The 16,475-nt window shown below is 60.2% G+C and carries 12 protein-coding genes; 11 read left to right on the forward strand and 1 reads right to left on the reverse strand.

Translation table 11 applies throughout. The features are described 5' to 3' along the window. Window positions 1-40 precede the first annotated feature (40 nt). The 11 genes from AC1Z24_RS20615 to AC1Z24_RS20665 all read left to right on the forward strand — a co-directional run bounded on the left by AC1Z24_RS20615 (window position 41) and on the right by AC1Z24_RS20665 (window position 15,340). Window positions 41-1,024 (forward strand): hypothetical protein, encoded by a 984-nt coding sequence (locus tag AC1Z24_RS20615; RefSeq protein ID WP_483742467.1) that lies wholly within the window; start codon window positions 41-43, stop codon window positions 1,022-1,024. A gap of 64 nt (window positions 1,025-1,088) precedes the next feature. Further along, entirely contained in the window at window positions 1,089-1,352 is a 264-nt protein-coding gene (locus tag AC1Z24_RS20620; RefSeq protein ID WP_483742468.1) for a PAAR domain-containing protein, read from the forward strand. Window positions 1,353-1,354: 2 nt separating this feature from the next. After that, the gene (locus tag AC1Z24_RS20625; RefSeq protein WP_483742469.1) at window positions 1,355-2,584 is read left to right on the forward strand and encodes a hypothetical protein; all 1,230 of its coding nucleotides are present in this window, start codon (window positions 1,355-1,357) and stop codon (window positions 2,582-2,584) included. Window positions 2,585-2,593: 9 nt separating this feature from the next. Further along, window positions 2,594-5,902: an ImcF-related family protein gene (locus tag AC1Z24_RS20630; protein ID WP_483742470.1), complete on the forward strand. Its 3,309-nt coding sequence runs from the start codon at window positions 2,594-2,596 to the stop codon at window positions 5,900-5,902. Between the two features lie 44 nt (window positions 5,903-5,946). Next, window positions 5,947-7,704: a type VI secretion system baseplate subunit TssF gene (gene tssF / locus AC1Z24_RS20635; RefSeq protein WP_483742471.1), complete on the forward strand. Its 1,758-nt coding sequence runs from the start codon at window positions 5,947-5,949 to the stop codon at window positions 7,702-7,704. A 145-nt stretch (window positions 7,705-7,849) separates the two neighbouring features. Then, window positions 7,850-9,229, forward strand: coding sequence for a dipeptidase (locus AC1Z24_RS20640; RefSeq protein ID WP_483742472.1), 1,380 nt, complete (start codon window positions 7,850-7,852; stop codon window positions 9,227-9,229). Further along, window positions 9,226-10,101, forward strand: a complete 876-nt coding sequence (gene pvdO, locus AC1Z24_RS20645) for a dihydropyoverdine dehydrogenase (RefSeq protein ID WP_483742473.1) — start codon at window positions 9,226-9,228, stop codon at window positions 10,099-10,101. The genes AC1Z24_RS20640 and pvdO overlap by 4 nt, the downstream gene beginning before the upstream one ends. Before the next feature lie 22 nt (window positions 10,102-10,123). Then, a complete protein-coding gene (ptaA, locus tag AC1Z24_RS20650) occupies window positions 10,124-11,230 on the forward strand; it encodes a pyoverdine biosynthesis transaminase PtaA (RefSeq protein ID WP_483742474.1) in 1,107 nt (368 codons plus the stop codon). A 58-nt stretch (window positions 11,231-11,288) separates the two neighbouring features. Further along, window positions 11,289-12,341: a GNAT family N-acetyltransferase gene (locus AC1Z24_RS20655; protein WP_483742475.1), complete on the forward strand. Its 1,053-nt coding sequence runs from the start codon at window positions 11,289-11,291 to the stop codon at window positions 12,339-12,341. 4 nt (window positions 12,342-12,345) lie between these two features. Continuing rightward, window positions 12,346-13,668, forward strand: coding sequence for a lysine N(6)-hydroxylase/L-ornithine N(5)-oxygenase family protein (locus tag AC1Z24_RS20660; RefSeq protein WP_483742476.1), 1,323 nt, complete (start codon window positions 12,346-12,348; stop codon window positions 13,666-13,668). 22 nt (window positions 13,669-13,690) lie between these two features. Further along, on the forward strand, window positions 13,691-15,340 hold the full coding sequence (locus AC1Z24_RS20665) for a cyclic peptide export ABC transporter (protein ID WP_483742477.1): 1,650 nt from the start codon (window positions 13,691-13,693) through the stop codon (window positions 15,338-15,340). Window positions 15,341-15,501: 161 nt separating this feature from the next. On the opposite strand, the gene AC1Z24_RS20670 is transcribed toward AC1Z24_RS20665, so the two are convergent. Next, entirely contained in the window at window positions 15,502-16,452 is a 951-nt protein-coding gene (locus AC1Z24_RS20670; RefSeq protein WP_483742478.1) for an alpha/beta hydrolase, read from the reverse strand. Between the last annotated feature and the right edge of the window lie 23 nt (window positions 16,453-16,475).

Below are 16,475 nucleotides of genomic sequence, written 5' to 3' on the forward strand. Positions count from 1 at the left end.
TACTAGAGCAAAAATTTGATTTTTTATAAATGGAGGTTTTATGCGTAAATTATTAGCTATAGCATTAACGGCATTTTCTAGCATGACTTCAGCCACATCATTTAATGCGCTGGAAGACTTTAATCATCTGCCAGCCAGGGAAGGAGCTTTTATGGCATATGGTGACGACCCTGAACTTGTAGAGAAATTCAAATCGAAGAAATTTTCTTGCCAAAGCGTTATAGATCGCTCTCCAACAGAAAGCGATTCTGCAGTCAGTGCGTTTAACCAGTTTGTGGAGTACATCATCAAAGGCAACGAAGTCGATAAATTTTGGTACGACGATACCCACAAACAAAAGCGTAAAGAGTTATTGAATGTTGCGCTGGAGACCGGGAGCTGGAAGGCCGAGTATTTCGATACCATGTGGGCTTTATGGGAGGCACGGGGGCCGAAAAGCAGGGAGGCGGCAAATCAGGCGTTTACCAGATTACGCGTGCTTGTCGAAAAAGGCGTGCCTATCGCCGTGTACAAATATGCGGATCGTCTGCCCCCCATTAATAACGCTGACAAGTATTACTTTTACGACTTGGCCATTGATCGCGGCAATCCACATGCGATGGGTGCCGTAGGTGCAGAACTCCTTCTCCGATCAAAAGAGTTGCGTCCTCTTGCCAAGGATTTACTTGAATGCGCTCTGAACCTTGGAAATGAAAAATCATATGAGTGGCTTGGTAAATTAGCGAGTATGGAGGGCAGAGAGCTGGATGCTTACCGGTTATGGGAAAAGGGCGTTAATGAAGGTTGTGAAAGGTGTATGAAGCATGTGGATCGTATCGCTGCGATCCGCAGCGAAGATGGGCAGCCATCACCCGACCTTGAGGCCATAAAAGAATTTTATGGTTTTCCTTTTCGAAATATTTTTTATGAGCAGACGGCGCTTTCTGAGTTCAAGAGGAGCTTGCCTGCTGAGAAACATTTCAAGCCAAGCGACTCAGAAATTCTGCAGCTGCTTAAGCTGGAGCAAGAATTACGACGACAATAAGAATGAGTTCTAAATACTAAGGCGCGACACACCTTAATTATATTGACATTAAAGAAGGATTTATATGCGCGGCATCATTCGCATCCACGACAAAACTACTAGCGGCGGCCATGTACTGTCCGGTTCCCAGTCGATGAAATTCGACGATATCGGTGTTGCCCGCAAGGGCGATCCGGTGATGTGTCCGCTGCCCGGTCATGGCCGAACGGTGATCGCCGAAGGCAACCCGGCCTTTACCGACGACGGCATACCGGTGGCCTTCGACGGGCATCGCTGCGCCTGCGGTTGTGCGCTGATCACATCGTTACCCGATGCAGGCGCAAGCTGATCATGCCGGTGCGACTGGATCAAATCCCGCCTCTGGCAATGCGCCCGCAACCGCCACGTTTGCGGTTGTGGCTGGCTTTGCTTGTGCTGTTTTTGCTGACAAGCATGGGGCTGACGCTGTCGTTGGATGATTTGGCTCTGCAACAGGGGACCAACGACTGGCTGACCACTCTGGGGATACCGCTCGCGGCCTGGAGTGCCCTCGGTTTCGTTCGGGCCTTGATATTCCTCATCGAACATCGCAATGCCGATGGCTGGGATGAGGCGCGAGAGCTGGAGTGGATGGGCCGTGTTCGCCGGGGCCGCCGCTCGCAACAGGTGTTGGCGGTGAGCCTGTATACCACCTTGCGTGCGCCAGAGGACCGCACCGGAGCGGGACAACTGGACGCCTTGCTCGGTGATGTTTCGGTCTTCAAGGCCCAGCCATCGCGTGAGGAAGTTCCCGGTATTCGCCATAGCCGTCTGCAGGTTGAAGGCGAGCAGCCCGAAGAACTGATGTTGCAGGCATTGACGAAGGTGTTCGCTGATCTGGCGCCGACCTTGCTGCGGGTGTCTGAAAAAACACCGCTGGCTTTACTGCGCGAGATCGACAGCAGTCTGTCTGCGGACGCCATGCAACAGGTCTGGCAACAAGCATGGGAGGCATCGGGTATTCGCCAGTCGCTGATCCCCGTGGAGGGCAGCGGGCTGACGGTGCTGGATAAATGGCTCGACCATCACATCACTGATCCGGCGCTGCTGCTGGTGGTGGCGTTGCAGATCGCTCCATCACAGCCACAGGGTACGGCGGAGGCTGCGGTGGGGGCGCTGCTGGGCAATCGGCTGACACAAACCACCTTGTCACCCATGGCGTATCTGCACCGCCCTGAACAGGAGCAGGTGCCGACCACCGAAGCATTGCGCTATGCCGTGCGCCAGGCCCTGGATTGGGTGCCGTTGACGGCGCAGGCCATTGAGCGGGTCTGGCGGGCGGGTATTGATACGCAACGTGACGCGGATATTGCCACGGTGTTGAGCGAGGTCGCCATGCCCGCGAAACACACCCAGGGGCTATGCGATCTGGATGCCTTGTTGGGGCAACCGGGCAAGGCGGCGCCGTGGCTGGCAATTGCTGCCGCGACCCGCACGGTTGAGCGCGGCGCCGGAGCGCAATTCATTTTCAGTGGCGATGGCCCTGTCGAGACAGGGCTTTGGAGCACGGTATTGATGCCGGTGCCAGCGCCTTCGACGTAGGGATACGAGATGCAGTTTCAACGATCTGTAGGGTTGCTGGCCCTTGTCATGGTGATGGTGCTGACCGGCGCAACGCTATGCGCAGTGCTCTGGCAAAACCCTGAATGGCTGGGTGTTGGACGCGATAGCGCGCAGCAGGCCAGCTGGCTGTGGGCGACCGTCGCGGTGACACTAACCCTTGTGCTGCTGCTCTTGGTGCACTGGTGGCTATGGGGGTTGACGGGGCGTTTGGCGTTTTATGATCAACCGGGTGTGGACGATGTGAATCGGCCTGCTCAAGTTGGCCCCCTTCCTTCGCACCAAGCAAAGATCACTTTCCATGTCGGGGTAATCAAAAAACACCTGCGCGAATATTACGGCTGGCGTTGGCAGCGAAGGATGCGCGTGATGTGGGTCATTGGCGAAGCCGAGCAGGTTGCGGCAGTGGCGCCCGGCCTGGAGGAACAACGATGGTTGGAGTGGCGAGGTACGCTGCTGCTCTGGGGCGGCAGTGTGCACCGTGGGCTAGCAAAGGACGACCTAACGTCTTTGCAACGATTGCGCCGTTGGCGCCCCCTGGACGGCATCGTCTGGGCATTGACCGCCGAACAGAGCCGCGACATGCAGGCCATGCACGCAGGTGCCAGCTACCTGCAGCAACTGGCTCGCGCCCTGCACTGGCAAGCACCGCTGCACCTGTGGCAGGTCTGTGCCAGCGATTGGCAGCAAACTAACCGCCCCATCGAGCCTGTGGGCTGTCTGTTACCACCGAAGATGCTCGCGGCCGATATTGAGGCCCACTTGCAACCGCTGCTCAAGCCTTTACGCGAGAAAGGCATGGCCCATGTCCTGCAAACCAATAGCCATGATTTCCTGCTACGCCTGTCCCGCGACCTGCAAGTGGACGGTATCAACCGCTGGCGTCAGGCGCTGGAGCCTTTACTGGGGAAGTTCTCCCGTGGCGTCACACTGCGAGGGTTATGGTTCGCTCAGCCCCAGCCCCCGGGCACCAAGAAAGCTGCGCCTCATATCCTGCGAGTGGACGAGTTCTGGGACGGTGTTCTGGCTGACAGCCAGACTCAAGGGCGACGTATAGGCGCGCATCCGCTACGCATCGCTCACCTTCTGTTCCTGAGCCTGGCTCTGGTCTCGTCCATCGGCCTGCTTCTGTCCTTCAACGGCAACCGTGCGCTTATCCTGCAAGAGCAAAACACCCTGACCGCCCTGCAACAGGCGCAAACCCCACACGAGCAAATCCTGGCCCTCCATAACCTGGCCCACGAAGTCGCCCGCCTGGACTACCGCGCGCAAAACGGCGTGCCCTGGCACCTGCGCTTCGGTCTGAATAAAAACGACATCCTCCTCGACGCCCTGTGGCCGCGTTATGTCGAGGCTAATTCCCGGCTGATTCGCGACCCGATGGTCGCCCATCTGCAAGGCCAGCTGCGTGAGTTGGTCGCGCTTAAACCCGGCAGCCCGGAGCGGGCCGAGGCGGCGCGGCATGCCTATGAGCCGCTCAAGGTCTATCTGATGTTGGCGCAGCCGCAGAAGGCCGATACTGCCTTTCTGGTAAAAGCCATGAGCAACAGTGCCCCCGTACGCGATGGACTAAAACCCAACCTCTGGCAGTTCTACGCCGAGCAATTGCCCGCTCACCCGGACTGGCGCATCGATGCCGATCCCGTGCTGATCGCCAAGGTCCGGCAAATCCTTCTCGGCCAGTTGGGTCAGCGCAATGCCGAGGCGGCCCTGTATCAGCAGGTGCTCGACCGCAGCGCCAATCAGTTTCCCGACTTGAATCTGCGGCAGATGGTAGGCGACACCGAGGCCTGGACGCTGTTTTCCACCACGGCCAGTGTGCCCGGCGTGTTTACCCGTCAGGCCTGGGAAGGTCAGGTACGTCGATCCATCGATGAGATTGCCGAGGCGCGGCGTGAGGAAATTGACTGGGTGCTCAGCGAGGCGCCCGGCGAACTGGCGGTGGAGTTGACCCCGGCGATGCTCAAGCAGCGCCTGACTGAGCGCTATTTTCAGGACTACAGCGGCGTCTGGCTGGATTTTCTCAATAGCCTGCGTTGGCACCGGACCGATAGCCTCGGTGAAGTCATCGACCAACTGACGATGATGAGCGATGTGCGTCAGTCGCCGTTGATTGCCTTGGTCAATGCCCTGGCGTATCAGGGCCGCGCCGGGGCTCGCAGCCAGGCCTTGACCGACTCCCTGATGCAGTCGGCGCAACAACTCATCGCCAAGAACAAGCTTCCGGCCATCGATCAACTGGCCCAGAGCCCGAGCGGCCCGCTGGACGCCACCTTCGGCCCCTTGCTGGCCCTGCTGGGCACCGATCCGGACAGCAAAGGCAACGACAGCCTGAGCCTGCAAGCCTTCCTCACCCAAGTGACACGGGTCCGCCTGAAGCTGCAACAGATCAGCCAGGCAACCGATCCCCAGGCCGTCAGCCAGGCCCTGGCGCAGAACGTGTTTCAGGGCAATAGCGTCGAGCTGACCGATACCCAGGCGTATGCCAACCTGATCGCCGCCAGCCTCGGCGCCGAGTGGGGCAGCATCGGCCAGACTCTGTTCGTGCAGCCCCTGGATCAGGCCTGGCAGCACGTGCTGCAACCTTCTGCCCGGGCGCTGAATCAGCAATGGCAGCGGGCAATCGTCGACCACTGGAACAACGCTTTCGCCAGTCGTTATCCCTTCGCCGCGACCAATAGTGATGCCTCGCTGCCGATGCTCGGGCAACTGATCCGCGCCGACTCCGGGCGTATCGAGCAGTTTCTGCAACAGCAGTTAAGCGGCGTGGTGCGCAAGGAAGGCAATCGCTGGGTCGCCGATCCGCGCCACAGTCAGGGCCTGCGCCTGAATCCGCAGTTTCTCAAGGCGATCAACCAGCTCGGCGAACTGGCCGACGTGCTCTACACCGATGGCGGCATGGGCCTGAGCTTCGAGCTGCAGGGCAAGCCGGTGCGGGACATCGTCAACACCACCTTCGTGCTCAATGGCGAAAAACACCATTACTTCAATCAGCGCGAATTCTGGCAGCGCTTCAACTGGCCGGGGCGCGGCGATCACCCAGGGGCGATGCTGACCTGGACCAGCGTCAAGGCCAGCGAACGCCTGTACGGCGACTTCGCCGGCACCTGGGGCCTGATCCGTCTGCTGGAAAAAGCTCAGGTCACATCGTTGGATGACGGCGACAGCCGCTACCGCGTGGAAATCACCGCCCCCGACGGCCTCAACCTGACTTGGCATTTGCGCACTGAGCTGGGTGCGGGGCCGTTGGCGTTGCTCAAGCTGCGCGGGTTCAAGTTGCCCCGGCAGGTCTTTCTATAAACACCGCGCCCGAGCGCTGAACGTCATCGTAATAAGGAGTTTTCATGAGCAAGGACAATAAGACGCGAGAGTACTTCGACGGCGAAATGCGCTACCTGCGCGAAGCGGCCAAGGAGTTCGCGGAGTTTTTTCCGCAGGAGGCGGCGCAGCTGAATCTGAATAAACCGGGGCCGAACGATGCCGCTGTCGAGCAACTGTTCCAGGGCTTTGCCTTTCTCATGGGGCGCATGCGCGAGAAGCTCGACGACGACCTGCCGGAGCTGACCGAGGGCCTGGTCGACATGCTCTGGCCGCAGTACCTGCGCTCGATCCCGTCGCTGTCGATTGTCGAGCTGATGCCTGATGTGCCGCAGATGAAGGCCAGCGAAGTCATTGGCAAGGGCTTTGAAGTGCTGTCCCAGCCGATCGGTTCACAACAGACGCGCTGCCGCTACAGCACCACCCAGGATGTGCTGCTGCGCCCGCTGACCCTGGAGTCCCTGCAACAGACCTTTGAGCCCGATGGCCGCTCGCTGCTGCGTCTGCGCTTTGCCTTTGGGGCCATGGCTGACCTGAGCCAGATCGACCTGAGTGCCATCACGCTGTACCTGAATGCCGATGCGCCGTTGGCCAATGCCCTGCATCTGGCCCTGACCCTGCATCTCAAAGGGCTTTACGTGCGTTTACCGGGGGCCGAACGCCAACCGTTGCAAGGCCGCTTCAGCGTCAAGGGTTTTGCGGATGAGGATCGGTTGTGGGCCAAGGGCGATAGTGTCTTCAGTGACTATCAGTTGATGCTGGAATATTTCACTTTCCGCGAGAAATTCATGTTCGTGACGCTCCGTGGCCTGGAGCAGATCAGTATCGCCCCCGGCACGCCGTGGTTCGAGGTAGAAGCCGTACTGAGCAAGCCCTGGCCCCGTGATTTCAAGCCGAGCGCCGAGCACATGCGCCTGCATGCGGTACCGGTGATCAATCTGTTTGCCCTGGAGTGCGACCCGCTGATCCTGAACCCGGCGCAGTCCGATTACCTGCTGCGCCAGCAGGATGGCCATACCGAGGTGTACTCGGTGGATCAGGTCATGACGACCAAAGCCGCCGAGCAGCAGGATTACGTGCCATTTACCAGTTTTCAGCACAAAGGCGGCATGTTGCGACACCAGCAGCCTGAGCGCTATTTCCATACCCGCCTCAAGCCCGGCGTCGATGGTCGACACGAGACCTGGCTGATCCTGGGGGGCGAAGGCCTGAGCGAGGACCAGCAAAATAAACACACCAGCCTGATACTGAGCCTGACCGGTACCAACGGCATGCTGCCGCGTCACGGGCTGCAAGAGACACTGCTCGACAGCTGCGGGAAAACCGCCCGGACGGACCTGCGGGTGCGCAATCTGTGTGCACCGACCATGCCGTGCTACCCACCCAATCGCGACCGTTTTCACTGGCGTATCCTCAGCCACCTGGGTTCAAACTTCCTGCCCATGATGGATAACCCCGAGGTGCTGCGCGCCACGCTCGCCCTGTACGACTGGACAGACAGCGAGGCCAATCGCCGCCGCCTGGACGCCATCGTCGACGTCAATCACTACCTGCTGGAACGCTTCGAGAAAGGCTTTCTACTGCGCGGGGTGGATATCCAGGTCACCCTGGATCGCAACGGCTTTGCCGGCGACGGCGATATCTGCCTGTTTGGCGAAATGCTCAACCGCTTCTTTGCCCTGTATGCCGACATTCATCTGTTCAACCAACTGACGGTGATCCTTCAGCCTGATGAAAAGCGCCTTAGCTGGGACGAGAATCACAGTCAGCGGATTCCAGGGTGATAGCGAAGCGGACTGATCAGAGCTTCACAGTAGCGGGCAGGAAATGCCCATACCGGGCCCGTCGCTAAATTCTCCCCAACCCGACTCGTTTCACCCAACAGGTTCGAACGGCATGGGGCCGTCGTACAGGCGGGTCGGATAGGCAATGACGAAGCACCCTCAACAGTCGCGCAAATGGCCGTGGGCAGTCGCCCTGTCGGCTCTGGTCCTGATCGCCGCCGCAGGCGCCTGGTGGTACTGGGTATATCGCCATGCGCATCCCTTCAGTCGCGACATCGAGCAGCGTGCCAACGCCTTGCAAGAGCGCATCCTCAGCCTGGATGCCCACCTTGACGTGCCGCTTAACTACGGCAGCGACGGTCGGGAAGCCAACCGTGACGGCCCGACCCGGTTCGATCTGGTCAAGGCCGCCAAAGGCCGTCTGCGTGGCGCCTCCATTGCCATCTGGTCGTGGCCGGAGTTCTGGAGCGGGCCCAACTGGCCCCATCGCCCCACCGCCGGCTTTCAGGCGGCCATGGCCAACGAACTGGAAGTGCGTTATCGCATCATCACCAGCATCGCCAGGGACTTTCCCGAGCAGGCCGGCATCGCCTACTCCCCCGCCGACTTCCGCCGCCTGGCCAGTGAAGGCAAGTTCGCCATCATCATCAGCATGCTCAACGCCGCGCCTCTGGGCGACGATATCGACAAGCTGAACCTGTGGGCGGCACGGGGCATGCGTGTGTTCGGCCCTGGCTATGTGGGCAATAACAGCTGGGTCGATTCGGCCCGCCCCCTGCCCTTCCTCGGTGACTCGGTAGACCCGCTGGGCGGCCTGTCGGATATAGGCCGTCGTGCCGTGGCCAGGCTCAATAACCTGGGCGTGGTCATTGATGTATCGCAGATGTCCAGCCAGGCCCTGAGCCAGATCACCCGGCTGAGCCGCGCCCCGGTGATCGCCTCCCACACCGGCGTACAGGGCATGATGGACATCCGCCGCAACCTGAGCGACGCCGACCTGGCCAGCATCAAGGCCACCGACGGCCTGGTCAACATCGTTGCCTACTCCAAGTACCTCAAGCCGTTTTCGCGCAAGACCATCGAAAAGATGAACGAGCTGCGCGCCCGCTACAACCTGCCCGACGTGCAGAACCAGACCCAGATGGGCACCACGACTGACCCGGTGTTCTCGATCTGGTCGGAAAAGAAATTCGGCGAATACCTCACGCCCTTCTACGACATCCTCGGCGAGGAGCCCGAAGCAACTTTGGCCGACTACGTCGACTCCATCGACTACGCCGTGAAGAAGATCGGTATCGATCATGTCGGCATCAGCTCGGACTTCAACGACGGTGGCGGCGTGGACGGCTGGGAGAACGTCAGCCAGATCCGCAACGTCACCGCCGAGTTGATGCAGCGTGGCTACTCCGACGAAGACATCGCCAAGCTCTGGGGCGGCAACTTCCTGCGTGTCTGGGAGGCGGCCCAGAAAGCCGCCGCACCGGCCGCTGCTGCCACCGCCCAATACTCCCAAGGAAAACCATGAAACGTCTGACCGCACTGCTTGCCCTGGGCTGCCTGTCCCTCTCTTGCGAAGCCCTGGCGGCTGATCCGGTTGAGGCCGGCAAGGTATTCAAGGACTGCAAGGACTGCCCGGAAATGGTGGTGTTGCCTGCCGGCAGTTATGTCATGGGCACACCGGATGACGAAATGGGCAAACAGGATGACGAAGGCCCTCTGCATCAGGTGACCTTCGCCCAGCCCTTTGCTGTCAGCCGCTTCCATGTCACTGCCGAACAATGGCAGGACTATGCCAAGGCCACCGGCGCCGTGCTGCCCGACGGCGATTTGCGCCCAGGCCGCCTGTGCAAAAACGGCAAGCCCAGCTATCCCCAGGGTCCGCGCCAGCCTGCCGTGTGCATGAACTGGGAAGAAGCCCATGGTTACATCCGCTGGCTGGCGAAGAAGACCGGCAAGCCCTATCGCATGCTCAGTGAGTCAGAGCGTGAATATGCCGGCCGCGGCGGTTCCACCGGGCCCTTTCCGTTCCCCTTCGACAACGAAGGGGAATACCAGATCACCAAACACGCCAACGGCTACGGCCCCAAGGATGGCTTCACCTACACCGCCCCGGTGGGCAGCTTCCCGGCCAATGCCTTCGGCGTCTTCGATGCCCACGGCAACGTTTATGAATGGGTCGAAGACTGCTGGCATACCGACTATGTCGGTGCCCCCACCGATGGCAGCGCCTGGACCACCGGCGGCACCTGCAGCCATCGGCAGATTCGCGGTAACGACTACCTCGAACCGCCCATTTTCTCGCGCTCCGGCAACCGTAACGAGCGCGAACCCGAAGTACGCGGCGACTGGTTGAGTTTCCGCGTCGCCCGCAATCTCAACGGTAATGACAAGGACTGACGTCCGCCCACGGAGAATAAACATGACCTCATTGAGTCGACGCCGTTTTGTCACCGCTGCCACCCTGGCCAGCCTCGCCCCGGCCCTGCCCGCCTGGGCGGCAAAAAAACCCGCCAAGCCTGCGATCGACCCGATCTTCGGCGATGACATCGTCCGCCTGGATTACAACGAAAGCCCCTACGGCCCCAGCCCTGCGACGGTCAAGGCCATGGAGCTGGGTGCCCGCCAGAGCGGCCGCTACTACTACGAACAACAAGTGCGCCTGATTGAATTGTTCGCCCGCCAGAACAAGGTGCCAAGCGACCATGTCGCGGTGTTCTGCGGCTCGCGCTCGCCGCTGCAGTACGGACTGGCCCGCTCGGCGGGCGCCCGCAGCGTGGTCACCGCCGCGCCGACCTATGACTCGGTAGCCAGCGGCGCCCGCTATATCGGCGCGGCGGTTCATGAAGTTGCCCTGGATGCCCGGCATGCCCATGACGTCCGCGGCATGCTTGCCGCTGATGCCCAAGCGGGGGTTATCTATCTGTGCAACCCGAACAACCCCACCGGCACCCTGACACCCCATGCCGATATCGAGTATCTGGTCAGCCACAAGCCCAAGGGCTGCCTGGCCATTATCGACGAAGCCTATCTGCACTTTTCCGACGCCCCACCCTGCCTGAACCTGGCGGTAGAAAACGACGATGTGATGGTCCTGCGCACCTTCTCCAAGCTCTACGGCATGGCCGGAGCCCGTCTGGGACTGGTCATCGCCAGGCCCGAATTGCTCAAGGACCTGCAACGCTTCAATGGTCGCAATTTCATTTCCGTCAGCGCCTCTATGGGCGGCATTGCCAGCCTGGAAGACCCTGACCTGGTGGCTCTGCGCAAGCGCACCAATCGCCATATCCTGCAAGACACCGTGCAACGCCTGCAGGCTGCGGGCTACCGCTGCACCGACGCCCAGGCCAACTGTTTCATGATCGCCCTGGGCCGTCCGGCACAACCGGTGATCGACGCCCTCGAGCAACGCAAGGTCCAGGTCGGCCGGGTCTTCGGCGCATGGCCTGAGTGGATGCGTGTCACCGTCGGTACTGCCGAGCAGATGCAGGCATTTCTGAATGCTTTCACTGCAGTCATGCGCGGCTAAATCCCCATGCCCGGGCTTCGTTTCAACTCTACATTCCCCGCACCACGGAAAGGCAGAGATGAATGATCGCAACCGCCTGACACCTGCGTTTGCCAGTCTTTACCCACAACGGCAACTGCAGGTCCTGCTGACCGGGCACGCCCTGACGGTGAGCGAAGACGGCAGGACCCGACTAAGCATGGCCCTCCAGCCCGGGGGCCTGCCTGACACGCTCCACGGCAGCATCGAGCAACAGGACATTGATCGGCACAGCCTGCTCGCCGCCTGCGAGGCTGCGTTCAGCCAACACCCTGTGTTACAGACACTGACCTTCAAGTGCGCGGACTCCAATGCCCTCGTCGCACTGCTGGCGGCCGGATTGCTGCGTCAGGATGCCGAAGGGATATACACCTGCACCGCCCAAGCGCTCTGGCAAGCCCCTGAACCCTGGCTGCCGAAGGCTTCGTTCAGCCCGACGCCGCAGCAATATCAGGTCACCGACGGCAAGCGCCATCCGTTGCGACCAGAGGCGCAGTCGAAGGTGCTGTATCGACGCCACATTCCGTGGGTCGGGCAGACCCTCACCTTCGAACTGGCCGATGCCGACCGCGACCTGTCTGCATTCAATCGCTGGATGAATAACCCGCGCGTGGCCCGGTTCTGGGAAGAAGAAGGCAGCCTTGCGCAACACCACGCCTACTTGCAAAAGCAACTGGCCGATCCTCATACATTGCCGCTGATCGGACGCTTTGATGGTCAGCCCTTCGGGTACTTCGAAGTCTACTGGACCAAGGAAGATCGCATCGCCCCCTTCTATGACGCCCAGGACTATGACCGCGGCCTGCACTTACTGGTGGGCGAAGATGCGTTCCGTGGCAAGGCGTTCTATACCGCCTGGTTTTCTTCGATGTGCCATTACCTGTTCCTCGACGACCCACGCACCCAACGCATCGTCTGCGAACCCCGTCACGACAACCTGCAACAGATCGCCAACTTCGATCGCAATGGCTTTGCCAAGCTCAAGCATTTCGACTTTGTGCACAAGCGCGCCCTGCTGGTGATGCTGTCGCGGGAGCGTTTCTTTTCCGACCGTCTTTATCAGCCTCTGGGCAACCCGTCTATCCAGGAGTAATGCCATGAACACCCATTTGCATGACGTCATCGGTGTGGGCTTCGGCCCCTCTAACCTGGCTTTGGCCATCGCCCTGCAGGAGCTTGCCCAAAGCAGTGGCAAGGCCTTGAAAACGCTGTTCCTCGACAAGCAGCAAAACTATCGCTGGCATGGCGATACCCTGTCCTCGCAAAGCGAATTGCAGATTTCCTTTCTCAAAGACCTGGTTTCCCTGCGCAATCCAACCAGCCCGTACAGCTTCGTCAATTACTTGAAAGAACACGGCCGACTGGTCGATTTCATCAACCTGGGCACCTTCTATCCGTCTCGACTGGAGTTCAATGATTACCTGGGCTGGGTCGCCAGCCAGTTCTCGGCGCAGGCGAGCTACGGCGAAGAGGTTGTGCGTATCGAACCTGAACTGAGCAACGGTACCATCCATCATCTGAAACTGGTTTCCCGGGGGATCGAGGGCGAGGAACATGTGCGCCGGACCCGCTCGGTCGTCATCAGCACCGGCGGCACCGCTCGCATCCCGGAGATGTTTGTCCCGCTCAAGAACCACCCCCATGTGTTCCATCACTCACGCTACCTGAGCGCCATGCAGACCCTGCCCTGCAACCAGGGCAAACCGATGCGCATTGCGATCGTCGGTTCAGGACAAAGTGCTGCCGAAGCGTTCATCGACCTCAATGACAGCTACCCATCGGTGAACGTCGAGATGATCCTGCGCAGTTCAGCCCTCAAGCCGGCCGACGACAGCCCTTTCGTCAACGAGATCTTCGCCCCCGACTACACCGACCTGGTTTTCCAGCAGGCTCCCGAAGACCGGGAGAAACTGATCAGTGAATACCACAACACCAACTACTCCGTAGTAGACCCCAACCTCATCGAGCGCATCTACGGCATGCTCTACCGCCAGAAGATCACCGGCCAGCCGCGCCATGCCGTCCTGTGCCGTCAGCACATCGAAGCGGCGCTAGCCACGGAGCAAGGTATCGAACTGACGCTGCGCGACTTGGCGACCCAGCAGCACAGCAGCCATCACTACGATGCGGTGATTCTCGCCACAGGCTATGAACGCCGCAGCCATCAGCAGCTGCTGGCCCCGCTGGAGCAGCACCTTCAAGGGCTCAAGGTCGACCGTAATTACCGGGCCCTGGCCTCCTCCGACCTGAAGGCACCGGTGTTCCTGCAAGGCTTCTGTGAAGCGACCCACGGGCTGAGCGACACCCTGCTCTCGGTGCTGCCAATGCGTAGCGAGGAGATCGCTCGCACGCTTTACCAGGCCTTGAACCTGTCTGAGAACCAGCGGGAATCCAAGATCTGCGAACTCGCCAGTGCCTGACACCGAGCCCAAGGAACCCGCCATGTCCATGCTGCCCAAAAGCGCCTTGCAGGAGCTTTTCGTCCTGCTTCGCCCGTTCAAATACACCGTGCTGTCGTCCATTGTGCTGGGAATTGTCGGCGGCCTGAGCATCACCATTCTGCTGGCCACCATCAATGGCGCGCTGCACAGCGAGAACGGCCTCAGCCAGCAGGTCGCCTGGCTCTTCGCCGGGCTGTGTGTACTGGCGCTGTCGGGCTCTATCCTGTCTGATATCGGCACCAACCGGGTCGGCCAGCACATCATCGCCGCCTTGCGCAAAGACCTTGGCGAGAAGGTGCTGTCCGCGCCCATTGAACAGATCGAGCGCTATCGCAGCCACCGGCTGATCCCGGTATTGACCCACGACGTGGACACCATCAGTGACTTCGCCTTCGCCTTCGCGCCGCTGGCCATTTCCATGACCGTGACCCTGGGCTGCCTGGGCTACCTGGCGATGCTGTCGTGGCCCATGTTCCTGCTGATGCTGGTGGCAATGGCTCTGGGTATCACCGCCCAGTACGTCGCCCGGGGCAAAGGTATGAAAGGCTTCCTCGCCGCCCGGGACGCTGAAGATGAATTGCAGAAGCACTACAACGCCATCGCCGGTGGAGCGAAGGAGCTGCGCATCCATCGGCCGCGCCGCCAACGCATGTTCAATCGGCATATCCAGGGCACTGCCGACCGGATACGCGACACCCAGATCCGCTCGATCAACACCTTCGTCATTGCCAAGGCATTCGGTTCGATGCTGTTTTTCGTGGTCATCGGCCTGGCCCTGGTGTTGCAGTCGCTCTGGCCTGCGGCCAACCAAAGCGTGATGAGCGGCTTTGTTCTGGTGCTGCTGTACATGAAAGGTCCTCTGGAGAACCTGGTAAGCATGCTGCCCGTGGTCAGCCGTGCGCAGATTGCCTTTCGCCGGATCGCCGAGCTGTCGGAGCAGTTTTCCTCCCCCGAACCGCACCTGCTGCTGGATAACCGCAAAAGCCGGCTGACCAACCTGGATACATTGCAGCTGGAGGACGTGAAGTATGCATTCCCTCCCATTGACGGAGCTGCGCCGTTCACGCTGGGGCCGGTTAACCTGCGGATAAATCAGGGCGACATTGTATTTATCGTTGGTGAAAACGGTTGCGGCAAAACCACCCTGATCAAGCTGTTATTGGGCCTGTATCCGCCGCAAGAGGGGGAAATTCGCATCGACGACCAAGTGATTACCGCGCAAAACCGTGACGATTATCGCCAGTTGTTCACGACGATCTTTTCCGACTACTACCTGTTTGACGACCCGTTGCTGGGCTCACAGTCCGTCCCCGCAAGCGCCGAGATCTACCTCAAACGCCTGGAGATAGCCCATAAGGTCAGCATTCGCGATGGCGTCTTCACCACCACCGATCTCTCCACCGGTCAACGCAAGCGTCTGGCATTGATCAATGCCTGGCTGGAGGAGCGCCCGGTGCTGGTGTTCGACGAATGGGCCGCAGACCAGGACCCGACCTTCCGCCGTATCTTCTACACCGAGCTGCTGCCGGAGCTGAAGAAACTGGGTAAAACCATCATCGTCATCAGCCATGACGATCGCTACTTTGATGCGGCCGATCAACTGGTGCGCATGGAAGCCGGGCGAGTGCTGGTAGAGCCCTGCCTCGCCTGATGCCAGTCAGTTAAAGAGATCAGTAGTGCAGCGTGTGAGCGGCTTCAGCCGGGAAAGCCTGGGCGGGATTGATACACTTTTTCCCCTGCCATACCGTCTTCCCGGCTAAAGCTGGTCCCACAAAACCAGCCGGGTCCTGCCCCGGCGAACCGAAGCCTGGCTCAATCGAGTCGGTTCAACCACTGGGCAACCCGTTGATAAATGCCATCGACACTGTCGAGCACCCCTGCCATACGCAGGAAGTCATGGGTCAGGCCCTTCTCCACCCGCAACTCCAGCGAAACGGCATGGCGCTGCAGAAAAGCGGCGTAGGCCATGCCCTCGTCATGCAAGGGGTCGTACTCGGCCACGCTGATATAGGCCGCAGGCAGGGATGTGGACGGCACCGCCAATAGCGGCGAAACCCGCCAATCGCTTTTCTGAGCCTGCGCGCTCAGGTAATGCTGATAAAACCAGTCCATCGTCGCGCTTTCCAGCAGATAACCTTCGGCAAACGCCGCGTACGAGCCGTAGCGCACAGAGGCGTCGGCCACGGGGTAGAACAGCAGCTGGGCGCATGGGGCTGGTCGCGTTCGCGTCGTCACATCAATCGTCAACAGAGTGGCCAGAGTGGCGCCGGCACTGTCCCCGGCGACAACCACCCTGGCGCCATCCAGGCCCAGGGCCACCACCTGTGCGGCGAGCCAGTCAGCCGTGTCCTGCGCATCGTGCAAGGCCGTGGGAAATACATGTTCGGGGGCCAGGCGATAGGCTGGCGCCAGGACAGCATGGCCGGTGGCGAGGGATAAGCGCCGGCACACCGCGTCGTGCGAGTCCAGGCTGCCGACCACATAACCGCCGCCATGAAAATACAGGATCACCGGGCAATTGATCGACGGGCACTGCGCGGCGCGATACAGGCGGGCTGCGAGTATTGCGCCATCGCGTGCAGGAATCTGCAGTGACGTGACCGTAACACCCGCCGGCGGATCGGGGTCCAGCACCTGAGCACTCAGCTCAAACTCCTTGCGGGCCTGCTCGACGCTCAGCTCATGCATGGGCAAAATCTTGCCCGTCGCCCTGCCAAACTCTACCAACTCCAGAAATGCAGCCATATCGGGGTGCAGCGACATATCAGATCGTCCTCATGAAAAAA

The sequence above is a fragment of the Pseudomonas sp. JL23 genome, from assembly GCF_056933585.1.